Raw genomic sequence first — 17625 nt, 5'->3', positions numbered from 1 at the left:
CTTCCAACTATAAAAGCTCTTTTTAAAAACGGATCTTTTAACATTTTAATGCATCCACCTTATCTAATTTTTCCCAAGGAAGATCTAGTTCTGGTCTGCCAAAGTGGCCATAGTTGGTAACTTGGGCATAAATTGGTCTTCTTAGGTCAAAGTTTTCAATAATTGCAGCTGGTCTTAAGTCAAAGTTTTTGGCAACTCTTTCTCTAATAGTTTCGATATCAATTTTTTCTGTGCCGAAGCAATCAATATCAATTGAAGTTGGTTTTGCAACGCCGATAGCATAGGAAAGGGCAACCTCACATTTATCAGCCAGTCCTGCTCCCACAATATTTTTTGCAACATAGCGGGCAGCATAAGCAGCAGATCTATCAACCTTTGTTGGGTCTTTACCACTAAAAGCTCCGCCACCGTGTTTTGCATATCCGCCGTAGGTATCCACAATAATCTTGCGACCTGTAAGACCTGTATCGGATTTTGGACCACCGATTACAAATCTACCAGTTGGGTTGATATAATAAATGGTTTCATCGTCTACATATTCTGGTGGAATAATTTTATCTATAACTTCACGCTTTACATCTTTTCTGAGGTCTTCGATATCAACTGATGCCAAGTGTTGGGTAGAGATAACTACATTTGTAATTCTCACAGGCTTGTTGTCATGGTACTCAACTGTAACTTGTGATTTGCCGTCTGGTAAAATATAAGGAAGGATGCCTTCTTTTCTAACAGCGGTTAAACGCTTGGTCAAATCGTGAGCTAGCTTGATGGCAAGTGGCATCAACTCTTCAGTTTCATTTGATGCATATCCATACATCATACCTTGATCGCCAGCGCCAATTTCGTCGTACTTGTCAGTTGAACTGCCTTTCTTTTCGTATGAGTCAGAAACACCCATGGCAATATCAGGGCTTTGCTCTTCGATAGAAGTTAAGATGCCGCAGTTTTCAGCATCGAAACCGTATTTGCCTCTTGTGTAGCCAATTGATTCTATAGTTTTTCTAACTATAGCAGGTATATCGATATAGCAATTGGTTGTAATTTGTCCGCTAACAATAATGTAGCCGGTAGATGCGACTGTTTCGCAAGCGACGCGTGCATTTTTATCTTTTTCAAGTATCGCATCTAAGATTGAGTCGGAAATTTTGTCACAGACTTTGTCTGGATGACCTTCTGTAACACTTTCACTTGTATGAAATCTGATCATTTTTTCTCCTTTCAAATTTAAAATAAAAAAACTCCTTCATCAGGAGCCACAAAAACATCTTAAAGATAAGATCATCTTTCAGATTAATCTGTAGGACTTGGCACCTTAAAACTAGGTTGCCGGGCTTCACAGGGCCTATTCCCTCCGCCTCTCTTGATGAACAATATCATTTTACCACATGTGGTATAAGTTGTCAAGCAATTTTTATAAAAAATTTTTTTGAAAAAATACGATTTTTGCGTGATTTTTTTTAAAATTTGTTATATAATGAATACTAGAAAGAATTTTGCAAAATGAATTTACTTAAGGAGGAATTATGGAATTTTACAAAGAGGCACTTACATTTGACGATATCCTATTGGTTCCAGCTGAGAGCCATGTATTACCACGCGAGGTTAATACAGAAACTATTCTGACAAATAAGATTAAATTAAATATCCCAATTATGTCTGCAGGGATGGACACAGTTACTGAAAGTCAAATGGCAATTGCTATGTCAAGAGAAGGCGGCATCGGTATTATTCACAAAAATATGACCATTGAAGAGCAAGCCCATGAAGTTGAAAGGGTAAAGAGAAGTGAACACGGAGTTATTACAGATCCATTTTATCTTTCAAAAAACCATATTTTAGCTGATGCAGAAAAGTTGATGAGCACATACAAGATCAGTGGAGTTCCAATTGTAGAAGAAGATGGAAGACTCATCGGCATTATTACAAACCGCGATATGAGATTTGAAAATGATATGTCAAAATCCATCGAAAGCACAATGACCAGCGAAAACTTAATCACTGCTCGCGAAGGCGTAACAATGGATGAAGCCAAAGAAATTTTGATGTCTCACAAAATCGAAAAACTTCCAATCGTGGATGACAATTATAGGCTAAAGGGGTTAATTACAATTAAAGATATAGAAAAATCAATTGAGTTTCCAAACTCATCAAAGGATAGCCAAGGCCGTCTACTTGCAGGTGCAGCCCTTGGTGTAACTGGCGACATGATGGAAAGATCGGCTGCTCTCGTGGAAGCAAAAGTTGACGTTGTTGTTCTAGATACAGCTCACGGTCACAGTGCTGGAGTTATGAAGGCTGTAGAAAAATTAAAGGTCGCTTATCCTGACTTACAAGTTATTGCAGGAAATGTTGCAACTTATGAAGCTACAAAGGCACTCTTTGCTGCAGGCGCTGACTGCGTAAAGGTTGGTATTGGACCTGGCAGTATTTGTACAACCAGAGTTGTTACCGGTATTGGCGTTCCACAAATTACAGCTATCATGGATGCAAGAAAAGCTGCCCAAGAAGAAGGTAAACCAATTATTGCTGACGGCGGTATCAAATATTCAGGCGATATTACAAAAGCAATTGCAGCTGGCGGTAATGTTGTTATGCTTGGCGGACTTCTAGCAGGTACTGTTGAAAGCCCTGGCGAAGAAGTTATCTATGAAGGCAGACGCTATAAAGAATATCGCGGCATGGGTTCATTAGGAGCTATGTCAGCAGGATCCAAGGATAGATACTTCCAAGAAGGCACTAAGAAATATGTACCTGAAGGTGTTGAAGGTAGAGTTCACTTCAAAGGTAAAGTTGGCGAAGTTATTTATCAATTAATGGGTGGATTAAAATCAGGCATGGGCTACCTGGGCTGCAAGGACATTGCAGAGTTAATGGTTAAACCAAGATATGTGAAGATTACTTCATCATCACTCGTTGAAAACCATCCGCACGATATCAACATTACAAAGGAAAGTCCAAATTATTCACCACAAAGATAATTTAAGTTTAAATTGCAGGGTTTTTGCTTTGCAATTTTTGTTTTTATAGAGCAAATTTCCTTTACAAAAAAATATCTTTATGATAAAATAGATAGGTAAATTAGATAAAGGAGGTGTGGTTATGAAAAGAACTTACCAACCAAAAAGAAAAGCTAGAAAGAAAGTTCACGGTTTTAGAGAAAGAATGAGCACAACTGCCGGACGCAAAGTTTTAAAAAGAAGAAGAGCAAAAGGCAGAAAGGTTCTAAGCGCTTAATGCTAGCAAAAGAAAACCGTCTGAAGAAAAAAGAGGATTTCAGCTCACTTTATAAGAAATCAAATTTTAAGGCCAATCGCGTTTTTAAAATCCGCTATAGGCGGGGAGTTAAACGCGTGGGAATTGTTGTATCCAACAAGCATGGCAAGGCTAATATTAGAAATAAATTAAAAAGAAGAATTCGTGCCATCATGAGAGAGCAAATTTCAAATATGGAAAATTACGATATTATAATTACTCCTAAGATTGGCGCCAGTGATCTGTCGTATAGTGAGCTTTCTAGAAATCTCTTGCATGTTCTAAGGCTCGGTGGAATTATTAAATGAAATATATTGCCATAGGATTTATTAAATTCTATCAAAAAGTAATATCCAAATATATTTTAAGGGGCGCTCATTGTAGATTTACCCCTACTTGTAGCGAATATGCCCTCCAGGCTTTCAAGAAATATAATTTTTTTAAGGCCTCATACCTTAGTTTTAGACGAATTTTAAGATGCAATCCTTATTGCGATGGGGGTTATGACCCTTTACCATAAATATAATATTGAAAGGAAAGACTAAATGGAATTTTTAGCGAACGCTCTGGGCTGGCTTATGAGATATGTCTATGATTTTGTAGAATCGATAGGCCCAGAAAACGAAAACTTTAGCTACCTTGCAATTACAATTATTCTTACAACCATAATTGTTAAATTGCTTTTGCTACCTTTACAACTTAGGAGTTCCAAGCAAATGAAAAAGACTCAAGAGCTTCAACCCCAAGTAAAGGAAATTCAAATTAAATATAAACACGATCCACAGGCTGCAAATATGAAAATCCAGCAGCTGTATAGAGAAAATGGAGCTAGTATGACAGGCGGATGCTTGCCACTTTTAATCCAATTTCCAATTATACTTGCATTTTTCAGGGTAATGAGAGATCCAAGTCTTTATGTTTTCCACGAATCAGGAATGTATGATAATATGCTAAAGACATTTTTCTGGATTAAAGATTTGACTCAAGCTGATCCGTATTGGTACGGCTTACCGCTTATTACTGCTGTTATGACCTACTTACAAACTTTAACTACACCAAAGGTAGGAGCTCAATCACAAGAGCAACAAAGCATGGCAACTATGAATTATGTAATGCCTATTATGATTTTCTGGTTTGCCCTTAAATACCCTGGTGGTCTAGCCCTATATTGGACTGTAAGCACAATGTTTACAGCTGTTCAATCTTTAATTTCTAATAGAGATTTGTTGTTTAAAAAAGGAGAATAAGATGGATAGAGTTACACTTGAAATGAAAACTGTTGAAGAAGCTATTGAATCCGCATTAAAAATGCTTGAAGCTACAAGAGATGAAGTAGATGTTATTATAGAAGAAGAGCCTTCCAAGGGTTTTCTTGGCCTAGGTGCCAAAGAAGCCAAGGTTACTGTTGTCCGCAAGGGCACAGGTCAAACGGCTCAAGTACTAAATGAAATTGAAGATAATAAATCAGACTTTGAAAAAAAGGTTGATGAAGTTACAGCTGATGCTAAAAACGCTTATGATGATATAAAAGAAGACGTTTCTGAGATGGCTGAGAAAGCATCAGATAAGGTATCTGAACTCGCTAATGATGCAAGCGATAAATTTAATGATGTAAAAGAAGATGTAAAAGATAAATTCGAAGACATGAAGGAAAGCACAGAGAATTTTGTTGACGAAAAGATAGCTAGACCTATGAAGTCATTCTTACTCGAAGGTGTTGACCACTATAAAACTGAAGAAGACATGGCTGAGGCTGCTAGAAAATATCTTGAAAAAACAATTAATCTAATGGGTTTTAAAGGCCATGTAGAAATTATAGACGAAAGAGAAAAAGATGAAAACCTTGTCCTTGATATCATGCTTGATGACTACGAACAAAATTCTAGAATCATCGGCAAAAAAGGTGCAACTATTGATGCCCTTGGATATATGGTAGGTCAATTTGTCAGAGGTCGCTATGATGAAAGACTCATGCTTGAAGTTGATTGCGGAGACTATATCTACGATCAAAAAGAAAAGCTCAAGGCCTTTGCAAGAGATGCTGGTGAGCGCGCTATCAGAGATGGCGAATACAGATTAAGACCTATGAACGCTTATGATAGAAGAATTGTCCACAAGGCATTAAATGATATGGAAGGGGTCTCTACTCATTCTGAAGGTGAAGAACCGAGACGCTCCATTGTTATTACAAGAGACCCGCAATAAAGCGGGTTTTTTAGTTATGAGAACTATTGCAGCTATCGCCACTCCACCTGGTCGTGGAGGCATTGGCATCGTGAGAATGTCAGGACCTATGAGCCTTGACATATTAAAGAAAATATTTAAAACAAAAAAAGATATTAAGCCAAGATTTATGCACTATGGCCACATTGCCTATGATGATAAAATAATAGACGAGGTTATGGCTTGCTATTTTAAAGGGCCTTATTCATACACGACTGAGGATATGGTTGAAATATATTGCCATGGTGGTTATGTTTCGACTCTTTATATCTATGGAATCCTTTTAAAAGAGGGAGCTGTCCAAGCTGACGCTGGAGAGTTTACTAAACTTGCCTTTTTAAATGGCAGGATTGACCTCTTGGAAGCAGAAGCTGTGTCAGGAATCATCGATGCCCAAAACAAGGAAGAGCAAGTTTTATATACTAATGTCCTTGGAGGCAGCCTGTCAGAAAAAATAGATTATTTGGCGAATGAACTTTTGTCTTTGATTGCTGAGTGCGAGGCCAAGATTGATTATCCTGAACTTGGCAATGTCGATGACATGAAGGCAAGAGTTGATGAAATTTATTTGGCTATTGAAAATCTTTTGGACGACCAAAACAGGTCAAGCTTTATTAGAGAAGGCATCAAGACTGCTATTATCGGCAGGCCAAATGTAGGCAAGAGCTCCTTGTTAAATGCAATTACAAATAAGGACAGGGCTATTGTTACTGAAATACCTGGGACGACCCGTGATACTATTGAAGAATTTATAAATTACGAGGGACTTTATCTGCACTTGATAGATACTGCAGGCATTAGGCACACAAGCGAGGTTGTTGAATCGATTGGCATTGAACTCAGCAAAAAATCTGCAAGGGAAGCGGATATTGTAATCGTGGTTATCGATGGGTCAGATAAAATTTCCGATGAAGACAGGGAAATTTTAAATTCTGTAGAAGATAAAAATAAAATTATTTTTATAAACAAGGCTGACAAGGGCACAAGTGCTGACCTTGAAGAGATAAAAAAATATAGTGATAATCTGGTTATTGGTTCTATTAAAGAGGACCAAGGAATTCGCGAGATCATGTCACTAATTAAAAAAATATTTACAATTGATGTAGATGCGTCATTTACATCTATATTTAACCTTCGCCACAGGCAGGCCCTGGAGGCAGCAAAGGATGAGTTAATCCAAGCCAAAAACGATATGGACTTTATGCCTTTTGAAATAGTCGAAGTAAGTCTTAGAATGGCTTTGGATGACCTCTATTCGATTTTAGGAAAAAATTATGATGAAGATTTGATTGACAGAGTCTTTCAAGACTTCTGCGTAGGGAAGTGATATTATGGATTATGATTTAATAGTAGTAGGGGCTGGTCACGCTGGATGCGAGGCCGCTATTGCTGCTGCAAATATGGGAATAAAAACTTTAATAATTACCATGAACTTGGACGGAATTGCAGCTCTTTCCTGTAATCCAAATATTGGTGGAACAGGCAAGGGCCACTTGGTTAGAGAAGTTGACGCCCTTGGTGGCTACATGGGACTTAATATTGATAAGTCCTTCATCCAATCAAGGATGCTAAACACATCCAAGGGACCAGCTGTTCACTCGCTTAGAGTCCAAGCCGATAAACTTGAATACCACAAGCACATGAAGCAAAAGCTGGAGGACACAGAAAATTTAATTCTTCGTCAAATGGAGGCTGTCGATATTATTGTAGAAAATAATGAGGTCAAGGGTATCGTTCTCCGCGACGGTAGAGAAATTCGTGCAAAGGCCGTTATCTTAGCAACAGGAACTTACCTAAAGGGCAGGGTTTTTATTGGGAAAAATATTTATGAGTCTGGACCAGACGGCAGGTTTCCATCAATTCTCCTTGGAGACAATTTAAGAAAGCACGGCATTGTCCTTAGGAGATTAAAGACGGGGACACCGGCAAGGGTTGATAGGAAAACTATAAATTTTGAAAATATGGAAGTTCAACCTGGCGATGAAGAGATAACGCCATTTTCATTTTTAAATACAAGGGAAGATATTGATCGTCCACAGGTAAATTGTTATTTAACCAGAACGACCAAAAAGATGCATGATTATATCAGAGACCACATGGAAGAGTCGGCTCTTTATTCTGGGGCCATAGAAGGGACGGGGCCACGCTATTGTCCAAGTATAGAAGACAAGATTAAGCGTTTCCCTGATAGGGACGACCACCAAGTATTTTTGGAACCTGAAGCTGAATCGACTGATGAAATTTATGTCCAAGGCGTTTCAACTTCCATGCCTGAGTACATCCAAGAAAATATGTACAAGATGATTGAAGGCATGGACAATGTTCGCATTATGCGTCCGGGATATGCTATTGAATACGATGCAATTTTTGCAACTTCACTTAAGTCTACGCTTGAAAGTAAGGACATAAGCAATCTTTTCTTTGCGGGCCAAATAAATGGTTCTTCTGGTTATGAAGAGGCGGCAGCCCAAGGCCTTGTCGCCGGAATAAATGCGGCAAGAAAAATCAAGGGCCAAGATGAATTTACTATTAAACGTGACGAAGGCTATATTGGAGTTTTAATCGACGACCTTGTAACCAAGATCACCTATGAGCCATACAGGATGATGACGGCGCGTGCTGAATATCGCCTAACCCTTCGCCAAGACAATGCCGATTTAAGGCTCACGCAAAAGGGCTATGATATTGGCCTGGCAAGTGATGAGCGTCTAAAGAAAATGCTTGAAAGAAAAAAAGTTTTGAAAGACGCGATTAAATTGTTGGAAGATAAAAAAATCACCCCAACTGAAGAGACAAATGAGATTTTGTCAAAGTATACAACGCCGATTAAGACGGCTATTTCATTAAAGGAGCTAATCAGGAGGCCAGAAATTCGAATTGACCAAGCCCTTGAAATGTTTCCTATAAATATTAATTTAGACAAGGAAACAAAACTCCTCATTGAAACAGAAATTAAATATGAGGGCTATATAAAGAAAAACAACGATAGAATTGCCCGCATGCACAAATTTGAAGATCGTAAATTGCCAGAGGATATTAATTATCATGAGATAAAGGGCCTTAAACATGAGGCGGCTGACAAGCTTACACAAATTAGGCCGGAGACCTTGTCTCAAGCAAGTAGGATTAGCGGGGTCAGCCCATCTGATATGAATGTACTCATGATTCATCTTGAACTGGAAAGGCGGAAACATGAAAACAGAAATAGTTAATAAGGAAAAAGTTGATAGATATTTAAAGTTAATCCAAGAAAAAAATAAGGTGATGAATCTAACGGCAGTTGATGACTACGATGATATGTGGGATAAGCACGTAATAGATTCTGTAACCATAATGCCCTTGCTGGAAAAATACGAGATTAAAAGCTTGATTGACATTGGCACTGGCGCAGGCATACCAGGCGTGATTATAAAACTTCAAGACGAAGATCTAAAAATTACCCTTATGGATAGTTTAAAAAAGCGAATTAATTTTTTAGACGAAGTTGTAGAAGACCTTGGATTAAAAAATGTAAAGACCATTCATGCCAGGGCAGAAGACTTGGCCAAAACTACTGAACGCGAGGCCTACGACGGTGCCATATCAAGGGCGGTTGCCAGATTAAACACACTTGTAGAATACTGCTTGCCCTTTGTTAAAGTCGGTGGATATTTCTTCGCCATGAAGGGGCCGGCTATTGATGAAGAGATTGAAGAGGCAAAAAAGGCCGTAAAAATTCTTGGCGGAGAGATTCTTGAGAATGTAAAATTTGATTACGACTATGGGGAAAGAAATATTTTGGTTATTAAAAAGATAAAGCCAACACCCAAAAAATATCCCCGTGGACAAAATAAGGCAAAAACTAAACCTTTATAAAATTTACCTGGAGGAAACTCCAGGTTTTTATTTTATAATTATATCTTACATATATTTAAAAGAAGCCATTTTAAGTTGCTGGTCAATTCTTATAAAAATGTTGAATACTTTTAATGCAAAAAATTAATAGAAATTTTAAAACAAAATCATGTTTAATTGTTTACAAAATTATTAAATGTGGTATAATATACCCAAGTACAAAAAGATTGTTGGAAGGAAATATTATGGCTACATATTTTGAAAAAAATTATAATGGAACTTATAATAGTAGTAATTATTCGTCTGAGAGTATGTACTATTATATTTTTATGCAATCATTAAGTAAACTACAAGGATAGGGATTTCTTGTAGTTTTTTTGTATAAATTTTCTGGTATTTCCGTGGTTATCACGTAAATATAAATTGTCACAAAACAAGGAGGATAATATGAAAAGATTTTTGACAATCATCATTTCTATAGCTATGGTTATGACACTATTAACCGGCTGTGGAGGAGACAGTGCAACAAAGGGCGGAAAAGACGCTACACTTGTAGTAGTTAACGACTCAGACGCTGTAACAATGGATCCTATGGGATCAAACGACAATGCTTCATCAAAGGCATTAGTACAAGTATACGAAGGTTTATTTGAACTTACCGGAGACGGCTCAATCAAACCTTTACTATGCGAAAGCTATGATCAACCTTCAGATACAGAATATGTATTCCATCTTAAAAAAGGAGTTAAATTCCACAATGGAGAAGAAATGAAAGCTGAAGACGTTGTATTCTCAATCAAGAGAGCATGTGAAGCTCCAAACGTTCTTCACTTGTTCAACACAATCGACAAAGATTCCATTGAAGCTGTTGATGATTATACAGTAAAAATGCAATTAAAGCACCCATTTAAGGGCGTTTTGATGGCCTTTATGCACCCAGGCGGATCAATTCTTTGCAAAAAAGCTGTTGAAGAAGCTGGCAAAGACTATGGTCAAACAGGCGACAAAGTTATAGGTACAGGTCCATTTAAACTTGACGAATGGCAAAAGGCTACAGTTTTAAAATTCTCACGTTTTGAAGATTATCACGGAGAAAAAGCTGGCGTTGCTAAACTTGAAATGAAAATCGTTCCTGAACCAACTAACAGATTTGTTGAATTGCAAACTGGCGGAGCACAAATCGCTTACGAAATTCAACCTCTAGACGTTGAACAAGTTGAAAAAGATGACAAACTTAAAATGTTTAAATCAGACGACTATGGTACAACATATCTAGGATTTAACACATCAAAAGCTCCATTTGACAATCCAAAGGTAAGAGAAGCTATTGCTTACGGTATTGACATGGAAGAAATTATTCCAAAGGTATGGCTAGGTCTAGGACGCACAGCATCCAACTCAATGCCACCAACACTAAAATACTCAATCGGTGATTCAACACAACCTAAGAAACGTGACGTTGAAAAAGCTAAGGCTTTATTAAAAGAAGCTGGATATGAAAACGGATTTGCTACAACTCTATCAACAAACGAAAGAAAACAAAGAGTTGACATGGCAACTATTATTAAAGAACAACTTGCTGAAATCGGCATCGATGTAACAATTCAAGTTATGGAATGGTCAGCATTCAATGACTTATTAAAGAATAGTCAACAAGATATGTTTGAAATCGCTTGGATTTCAGATACACCAGACCCAGACACATTCTTATTCCCATGCTTCCACTCATCTGCAAAGGGTGAAGGCGGAAACTACTGCTTCCTAGACGACCCAGAACTAGACAAACTTCTAGAAGACGCTAGAGAAGAACAAGACGATGCAAAACGTGGCGAACTATACAAGAAAGCTCAACAAAGAATTCTTGATACACAAGTTTGGATTCCTCAATACTGGTCAGAATTAACAGTTGCTACATCAGCAAAGGTTAAAGGTTTTGAAATGAATCCATTTGGTTTCTACAAGCTAAACAAAGTAACAATAGAAGAATAGTTATTAAATTGAATAAGGCCACTTCAATTTAGTGGCCTTTTCTTTAATATTAGGAGGTACAAATGGTAAAATATATTTTAAAAAGATTATTGTATCTTATCCCCGTTATTCTACTTGTAAGTTTATTTGTTTTCTGGTTATTGTATGTAACGCCTGGTGATCCGGCGAGAAACGTTTTAGGTCCATCTGCAACAGAACAACAAGTTAAGGATTTAAGGGCAGAATTGGGTTTGGATGATCCGTTTTTTGTACAATACGGAAGATATCTAAAAAATATGGTACTTAAGGGAGATTTAGGAAGAAGTTATATTACTAGGGTGCCAGTAGTAAAAGAAATTCAAAGTCGTGCTGGCGCAACTATTAGACTTGCATTTTTAGCTATTACATTTGCAGTAATTCTAGGTATTCCTATCGGGATTATCTCTGCTGTTAAACAATATAGTATTTTTGATAACATAACAATGATTTTTGCCCTCATAGGGATTTCCATGCCGGTATTCTGGCTGGGACTTTTGCTTATAATGTTGTTTTCTGTACGGCTTGGTTGGTTACCAGCATCTGGTTTTGATTCACCACGCCAATGGATTCTTCCGGCAGTTGCTCTTGGTGCACAATCGGTTAGTGTTATTACCAGACAAACCAGAAGCTCCATGCTTGAAGTTATTAGACAAGACTATATAAGAACTGCAAAAGCAAAAGGCCAAGAAGACAAGGTTATTAGAAAAAAACACGCTCTTGCCAATGCTCTTATACCTATCACTACAGTTATTGGTACACAATTTGGTCAGTTGATGGGCGGAGCTCTTATGACAGAAGTTATATTTTCTATCCCAGGAATTGGTCGTTTAATGGTTGACTCTATTAATAAACGTGATATGCCAATGGTTATGGGCTGCGTACTTTTCGTAGCTATTACATTTGCATTTGTTAACTTGATCGTTGATATTCTCTATACTTTCATCGATCCACGTGTTAAGAGTCAATATGTGTAGGTGATAATTATGGCTAAAGAAAATAAAGTTAGAAAAGAAAAATCTAGACGCCAAACTGGTCTAAGTGAAGTTATGAAGAGGATGTCAAGAAATAAACTTTCCATGGTTGGTCTTGTAATCCTAATAATATTGGTTTTAAGTGCTATATTTGCAGATGTAATTGCACCATTTAAGTATAATGAAATCGTGGCTGATCCTTTTGTTACACCAAACAGCGAATTTATATTTGGAACAGACCACCTTGGTCGTGATATTTTCTCACGTGTAGTTTATGGTTCAAGAATTTCATTAAAGGTTGGTTTTATTTCTGTTTCTATTGCACTTATTTTTGGGGTAACTATGGGTGCTATAACAGGTTATTATGGCGGTAAGGTCGATACACTCGTTATGAGATTTATCGATATCCTACAGGCTATTCCTGATATTTTGCTGGCAATTGCAATTATGGCTGCACTGGGCACAGGTCTTGGCAACCTTATGATTGCTGTTGGTATTGCATCAGTTCCTGCTTATGCGAGAATTGTTAGGTCATCAGTTTTAACAATTAAGGACAATGAATTTGTAGAAGCTGCAAAGGCTAATGGATCTACAGATTTTAGAATTATTTTTAAACACATAATCCCTAACTGTATGGCTCCTATTATAGTTCAAGCTACACTTGGTGTTGCTTATGCAATTATCAATGCAGCAGGTCTATCATTTATTGGTTTGGGGCTAGAACCTCCAACACCTGAATGGGGCGCAATGTTATCTGATGGTAGAACATATATTATGCACTACCCACACATTACGGTATTTCCAGGACTTGCAATTGTAATTACAATTTTTGCTTTAAATGTTATGGGCGATGGTTTAAGAGATGCTCTTGATCCTAAGCTTAAGAGATAGGAGGGAATTATGCAAAAAGGAGATTTATTAAATATAAGAAATCTATGCGTTGAATTTCATACCGACTCAGGAATAGTTAAAGCAGTAAATAATATGAATTTATCGCTAAATAGATCAGAAACTTTGGGTCTTGTTGGAGAAACTGGGGCTGGCAAAACTACAACAGCCTTATCAATATTAAACTTGATTCCAGATCCACCCGGAGTAATTACAGATGGTGTTGTTGAATTTGAAGGGGAAGATGTACTAAAGAAAAAGGGCAAAGAAATGAGACAGATTCGTGGTAAAAAGATTTCCATGATTTTCCAAGACCCTATGACTTCTCTAAACCCTGTTATGACAATTGGTGATCAAATCAAGGAAGTTATTGAACTCCACACCGATCTAAATAAAAAAGACCAAGACAAAAGAGTACTTGAAATGCTAGAACTTGTAGGTATTAGACCAGAACGTGTAAACGACTATCCACACCAATTGTCAGGTGGTATGAAGCAAAGAATAGTTATAGCTATGGCTCTTGCTTGTAATCCTGAAATCATAATAGCTGACGAACCTACAACAGCTCTTGACGTTACTATACAAGCCCAAGTATTGGAACTTATGAAGGACCTCAAGAGAAAATTTAACACTTCGATTATTATGATTACTCACGACTTGGGAGTTATAGCTGAAATAGCAGATAGGGTTGATGTTGTATACGCTGGTGAAGTTGTAGAAAGCGGTTCAACAAAAGATATTTATACAAATAAATTGCATCCATATACAATTGGTTTGTTCGAATCAATTCCAAGTTTAACGGATGATGTTGAAAGACTCGCAGTTATTCCAGGTGCCACACCTGACCCAACTGACTTGCCAAAAGGATGCAAATTCCACCCAAGATGCACACATTGCATGGAAAGATGTAAGCTAGAAGATCCGAAGATGTATGAAGTTGAAGAAGATCACTTTGTAAAGTGTTTCTTGTTTGAAAATTCGGACAAGGCCGAAAATAAGGAGGTATAAGATGGATCATTTTATTGAAGTAAAAAATTTAAAAAAATACTTTCCTACTAAAAAAGGCCTATTACATGCTGTTGAAGATTTATCCTTATATATTGACAAGGGTGAAACTCTAGGTCTTGTTGGTGAATCTGGCTGCGGTAAATCTACTGCAGGTCGTGCTATAATTAGACTACACGAACCAACCTCAGGTGAAATTTACCTAAATGGCGAAAATATAATGAACAGGCACAGCAAAAAAGATTTGCGCCTCCTAAGACGGGAAATGCAAATTGTTTTCCAAGATCCATACTCATCACTAAACCCTAGATTAAATACCTTTGATCTTATAGCTGATGCTTTATATGTAAACAAGATTTACAAGGATAAAAAGGAAATTGAAGAAGTAGTTATGGAAATGATGGAAACAGTTGGTCTTGAAAAGAGGCTTATTAACTCATATCCTCACGAACTTGACGGTGGTAGAAGGCAAAGAATTGGTATAGCAAGGGCCCTGGTTATGAAGCCAGAATTTATCGTCCTCGACGAACCTGTATCTGCTCTTGACGTTTCTATTCAAGCTCAAGTTTTGAACTTACTCCAAGATATCCAACAGGATAAAGAGCTTACCTATCTATTTATATCTCATGACCTTTCAGTCGTAAGACACTTGTCAGACAGGGTTGCAGTTATGTACTTGGGCCGTATGGTTGAACTTGCAGACTACAAGGCAATCTTTGAAAATGCATTGCATCCATATACCAAGGCGCTCTTATCAGCTATACCTGTTCCAGAATATGACTATCAGGCAAAGAGGATTATACTTGAAGGCGATGTACCTTCTCCAATTGATCCACCAGATAGATGTGTATTCTATGGAAGATGTAGGAATAGAAAAGAAGGCATTTGCGATGGCCCACACCCACAAATAAGAGAAGTATCTCCAGGACACTTCGTAGCTTGCCACTTGGTATAATTAATTATAAGTTAAACAATAAAACTGCTTTGAAATTTAAAATCAAAGCAGTTTTTGTTTTGCATAAATATATAATTTATCCAAAGAGGCCGGCTACATAATCTTCTGTGCGCTTGTCTTTGGGATTTTCAAATATTTGATTGGTCGGTCCCCACTCGATTAATTCTCCGTTTAACATAAAGAGTGTATTGTCTGAAATCCTCTTTGCTTGTTGGAGGTTGTGGGTTACTATTATAATTGTTATTTCGTCTTTTAGGTCGACCAAGAGTCTTTCGATTTTTTCTGTGTTTCGTATGTCCAAGCTGGAGCAGGGCTCATCTAGCAAGAGAACTTTGGGTTTGATTGCAATGCTTCTAGCTATAGACAACCTTTGCTGTTGGCCGCCTGAAAGCTCGAAGGCAGATTTGTCCAAATCATTAGCAACTTCATCATATAGGCCAACTTTTTTTATTGCCTCAATTGCCTCGTCTTTGTAATTCATATTGTGGTATTTGAGGGCGAGTTCCACATTGCCCTTAATTGATAGGGGAAAGGGAGTTGGCTTTTGAAAGACCATGCCGATTTGTTTTCTTAAGTCGTTTATATCGTAATCATTAATATTTTTATCCGTATATAAAATTTCTCCCGTATAGGATCCGCCGCGCTCTTCGATAATTTTATTTAAGGCAACTAAAAATGTAGTTTTACCACAACCCGAGGGTCCAATTATTGATGTTATTTTATTTTCTGCAAAATCTATATTTATATTTTTAACGACATGGTTGTCGCCATAGAAAATGTTCAAATCTTTTGTGCTAATAATTGTCATCTTTACCTCCTATTAAAAGAGAGAATGTGTTTATGATAAGTAGGATTATCATAAGGACGAGGGCTGTCCCGTAGCCCATGGAGGTTGAAATGCCTTCGTTAATTAAAATATATAAGTGGTAAGGCAGAGCCATAAAGGGTTTAAATAGCCCGCTTGGTATGCCAGTGTGGATGACAGCTCCTGTGAGCATTATTGGAGCTGTGGCACCAATAGCCAAGCTCCCACCGAGTGTAACGGTTTGGATAATTTTATTTCTTAAGCCCTTTAAAACTATATGCCTGATTACAAAGCCCTTATCAATGCCAAGCGACAGAGCAGTTTCTAATTTATCATAATCATAGTTTATAAATAATTTTTCAAGTCTTATTTCAATAAAGGGGAAGATCATTACCGCCAAAGTTGCAGAAGCAGATAGGACTGACCTGCCAAGTCTAAGTTTATAGACAAGTAAGGTATATCCAAAGAGTCCTAGGACAATTGAAGGAATTCCAGATATGCATTGGATTATAATTCTTAAAATATTTTTAGTTCTGCCTTCTTTTAGGTAAAAGACAATATAAATTGCCGTCATCAAAGCTAGAATTGATGAAATAAAGGAAGACAAGAAAAATGTAAGTAGAGATCCAATAATAGCTGGCCAAATGCCGCCTTCCTTTCCTGGAGGCAGGCCAGATGGGCTTCCAAAGAGAAAATCCCAAGATAGGACATGGGCACCTTCTTTAATTAATTTTGAGAAGAGGGCGATAAGTATAGATGCAAATATTAATAAATTTATAAAGAGCAGGGCCTTAAAAATACTATCTTTAAACTTTCTCATCTTTGGTCCCCCTTAGTAACTATAAAGGAAAATAAAATATTTGTAAGTATTGTTATAAGCATTAGGACTAGGCCAGCAGCGTAGAGGCTGTGGTAGTGCATGCTGTTTAGTTCGACCATACCCATCTCTAGGGCAATGAGCGAAGGAATAGTTTGCCCCTTGCTCAATAGTGTCGGCATAATTGGCGCATTGCCAATTACCATCATAACGGCCATAGTTTCACCAAAGGCTCTGCCAAGTCCTAAAACCACACCTGCGATAATATTTTTAAGGGCATCTTTTATAATTATTTTTCTTAAGAAAAAGTCCTTACTGAGGCCAAGTGACTTGTATATTTCATTGTATTTTTGATAAGACTCTTCCATCTTGTCAAAGGTTACTGAAGTTATATAGGGGATAATCATCAGGGCCAAAAGGATGCCGCCAGCTAATACTGATTCACCAGTAGCTAAATTAAATTTTTCTTCAAACATTTTAACGATGACAGTTAGTCCTAAAAATCCGTAAATAACTGACGGAACTCCAGCCAGGATATTTAATAAATTATTTATGTATTTCTTGTACTTGCCAGGGACATAGCCGACTATTAGCAAGCTAAGCCCTAGGGAAATTGGCGTGGCAAATAATATTGCAAGAAAAGATGTGTAGACGCTGGCTAAGATGATTGGCAAGAGGCCAAACTCTAACTCAATTCCACGCCTCCAGGTCTTTCCCGAAATAAATTCAATTATGGAATGATTTTTAAAAAATGGTAAACTTTCTATAATTATAAAAATCAAAACTAAAAACAATAAAGAAATAGAAAAAAAGGTAAAGACAGAGAGAATACCTTTAAAAAATTTATCGTTCTTCTTCATATCTTTAC

At 37.3% G+C, this 17625-nt stretch carries 18 protein-coding genes and 1 riboswitch; of the genes, 14 read left to right on the top strand and 4 right to left on the bottom strand.

From position 1 onward, the window contains the following. Positions 1-37: 37 nt before the first annotated feature. A complete protein-coding gene (gene metK, locus AC6FXG_RS02830) occupies positions 38-1207 on the bottom strand; it encodes a methionine adenosyltransferase (RefSeq protein WP_500571480.1) in 1170 nt (389 codons plus the stop codon). Between the two features lie 68 nt (positions 1208-1275). Then, a riboswitch (SAM riboswitch) is annotated at positions 1276-1370 on the bottom strand. Positions 1371-1523: 153 nt separating this feature from the next. On the opposite strand from metK, the gene guaB reads away from it, so the two are divergent. The 14 genes from guaB (at position 1524) to AC6FXG_RS02760 (ending at position 15135) form a co-directional block, all read left to right on the top strand. After that, positions 1524-2978, top strand: coding sequence for an IMP dehydrogenase (guaB, locus tag AC6FXG_RS02825; protein WP_500571479.1), 1455 nt, complete (start codon positions 1524-1526; stop codon positions 2976-2978). A gap of 121 nt (positions 2979-3099) precedes the next feature. Then, positions 3100-3234 carry a 50S ribosomal protein L34 gene (gene rpmH / locus AC6FXG_RS02820; RefSeq protein ID WP_075573435.1) on the top strand — a complete coding sequence of 45 codons (135 nt, stop codon included), beginning with the start codon at positions 3100-3102 and terminating at the stop codon, positions 3232-3234. Next, positions 3234-3560, top strand: a complete 327-nt coding sequence (gene rnpA, locus AC6FXG_RS02815; protein ID WP_500571478.1) for a ribonuclease P protein component — start codon at positions 3234-3236, stop codon at positions 3558-3560. Before rpmH ends, rnpA begins: the two co-directional genes overlap by 1 nt. Next, on the top strand, positions 3557-3772 hold the full coding sequence (yidD, locus tag AC6FXG_RS02810; protein WP_500571477.1) for a membrane protein insertion efficiency factor YidD: 216 nt from the start codon (positions 3557-3559) through the stop codon (positions 3770-3772). The genes rnpA and yidD overlap by 4 nt, the downstream gene beginning before the upstream one ends. 25 nt (positions 3773-3797) lie before the next feature. Beyond that, positions 3798-4499, top strand: coding sequence for a YidC/Oxa1 family membrane protein insertase (locus AC6FXG_RS02805; RefSeq protein ID WP_500571476.1), 702 nt, complete (start codon positions 3798-3800; stop codon positions 4497-4499). Between the two features lies 1 nt (position 4500). Then, a complete protein-coding gene (gene jag / locus AC6FXG_RS02800; protein WP_500571475.1) occupies positions 4501-5457 on the top strand; it encodes an RNA-binding cell elongation regulator Jag/EloR in 957 nt (318 codons plus the stop codon). Between the two features lie 16 nt (positions 5458-5473). Next, positions 5474-6802, top strand: a complete 1329-nt coding sequence (mnmE, locus tag AC6FXG_RS02795; protein WP_500571474.1) for a tRNA uridine-5-carboxymethylaminomethyl(34) synthesis GTPase MnmE — start codon at positions 5474-5476, stop codon at positions 6800-6802. A gap of 4 nt (positions 6803-6806) precedes the next feature. Then, positions 6807-8687, top strand: coding sequence for a tRNA uridine-5-carboxymethylaminomethyl(34) synthesis enzyme MnmG (gene mnmG / locus AC6FXG_RS02790; protein WP_500571473.1), 1881 nt, complete (start codon positions 6807-6809; stop codon positions 8685-8687). After that, the gene (gene rsmG / locus AC6FXG_RS02785) at positions 8668-9330 is read left to right on the top strand and encodes a 16S rRNA (guanine(527)-N(7))-methyltransferase RsmG (protein WP_500571472.1); all 663 of its coding nucleotides are present in this window, start codon (positions 8668-8670) and stop codon (positions 9328-9330) included. Before mnmG ends, rsmG begins: the two co-directional genes overlap by 20 nt. A gap of 426 nt (positions 9331-9756) precedes the next feature. Further along, positions 9757-11298 (top strand): ABC transporter substrate-binding protein, encoded by a 1542-nt coding sequence (locus AC6FXG_RS02780; RefSeq protein WP_500571471.1) that lies wholly within the window; start codon positions 9757-9759, stop codon positions 11296-11298. A gap of 62 nt (positions 11299-11360) precedes the next feature. Beyond that, complete coding sequence (locus tag AC6FXG_RS02775) at positions 11361-12290, top strand: ABC transporter permease (RefSeq protein ID WP_075573443.1); 930 nt, start codon at positions 11361-11363, stop codon at positions 12288-12290. Between the two features lie 9 nt (positions 12291-12299). Continuing rightward, the gene (locus AC6FXG_RS02770) at positions 12300-13178 is read left to right on the top strand and encodes an ABC transporter permease (protein WP_075573444.1); all 879 of its coding nucleotides are present in this window, start codon (positions 12300-12302) and stop codon (positions 13176-13178) included. A 9-nt stretch (positions 13179-13187) separates the two neighbouring features. Continuing rightward, positions 13188-14183, top strand: a complete 996-nt coding sequence (locus AC6FXG_RS02765) for an ABC transporter ATP-binding protein (RefSeq protein WP_500571470.1) — start codon at positions 13188-13190, stop codon at positions 14181-14183. A 1-nt stretch (position 14184) separates the two neighbouring features. After that, positions 14185-15135 carry an ABC transporter ATP-binding protein gene (locus tag AC6FXG_RS02760; protein ID WP_075573446.1) on the top strand — a complete coding sequence of 317 codons (951 nt, stop codon included), beginning with the start codon at positions 14185-14187 and terminating at the stop codon, positions 15133-15135. A gap of 76 nt (positions 15136-15211) precedes the next feature. Here AC6FXG_RS02760 and AC6FXG_RS02755 read toward each other — a convergent pair whose 3' ends face one another. Genes AC6FXG_RS02755 through pstC form a run of 3 tightly spaced genes read right to left on the bottom strand, consistent with a single transcriptional unit; the run spans position 15212 to position 17617 of the window. Continuing rightward, entirely contained in the window at positions 15212-15943 is a 732-nt protein-coding gene (locus AC6FXG_RS02755) for a phosphate ABC transporter ATP-binding protein (protein ID WP_500571469.1), read from the bottom strand. Continuing rightward, a complete protein-coding gene (locus AC6FXG_RS02750; RefSeq protein ID WP_500571468.1) occupies positions 15930-16760 on the bottom strand; it encodes a PstA family ABC transporter permease in 831 nt (276 codons plus the stop codon). The genes AC6FXG_RS02755 and AC6FXG_RS02750 overlap by 14 nt, the downstream gene beginning before the upstream one ends. Continuing rightward, positions 16757-17617, bottom strand: a complete 861-nt coding sequence (pstC, locus tag AC6FXG_RS02745; RefSeq protein ID WP_500571467.1) for a phosphate ABC transporter permease subunit PstC — start codon at positions 17615-17617, stop codon at positions 16757-16759. The genes AC6FXG_RS02750 and pstC overlap by 4 nt, the downstream gene beginning before the upstream one ends. Positions 17618-17625 lie beyond the last annotated feature (8 nt).

Source organism: Ezakiella massiliensis, from assembly GCF_059862345.1.
The sequence above is the reverse complement of the archived record's forward strand: the minus strand, read 5'-3'. Positions and strand labels throughout refer to the sequence as shown.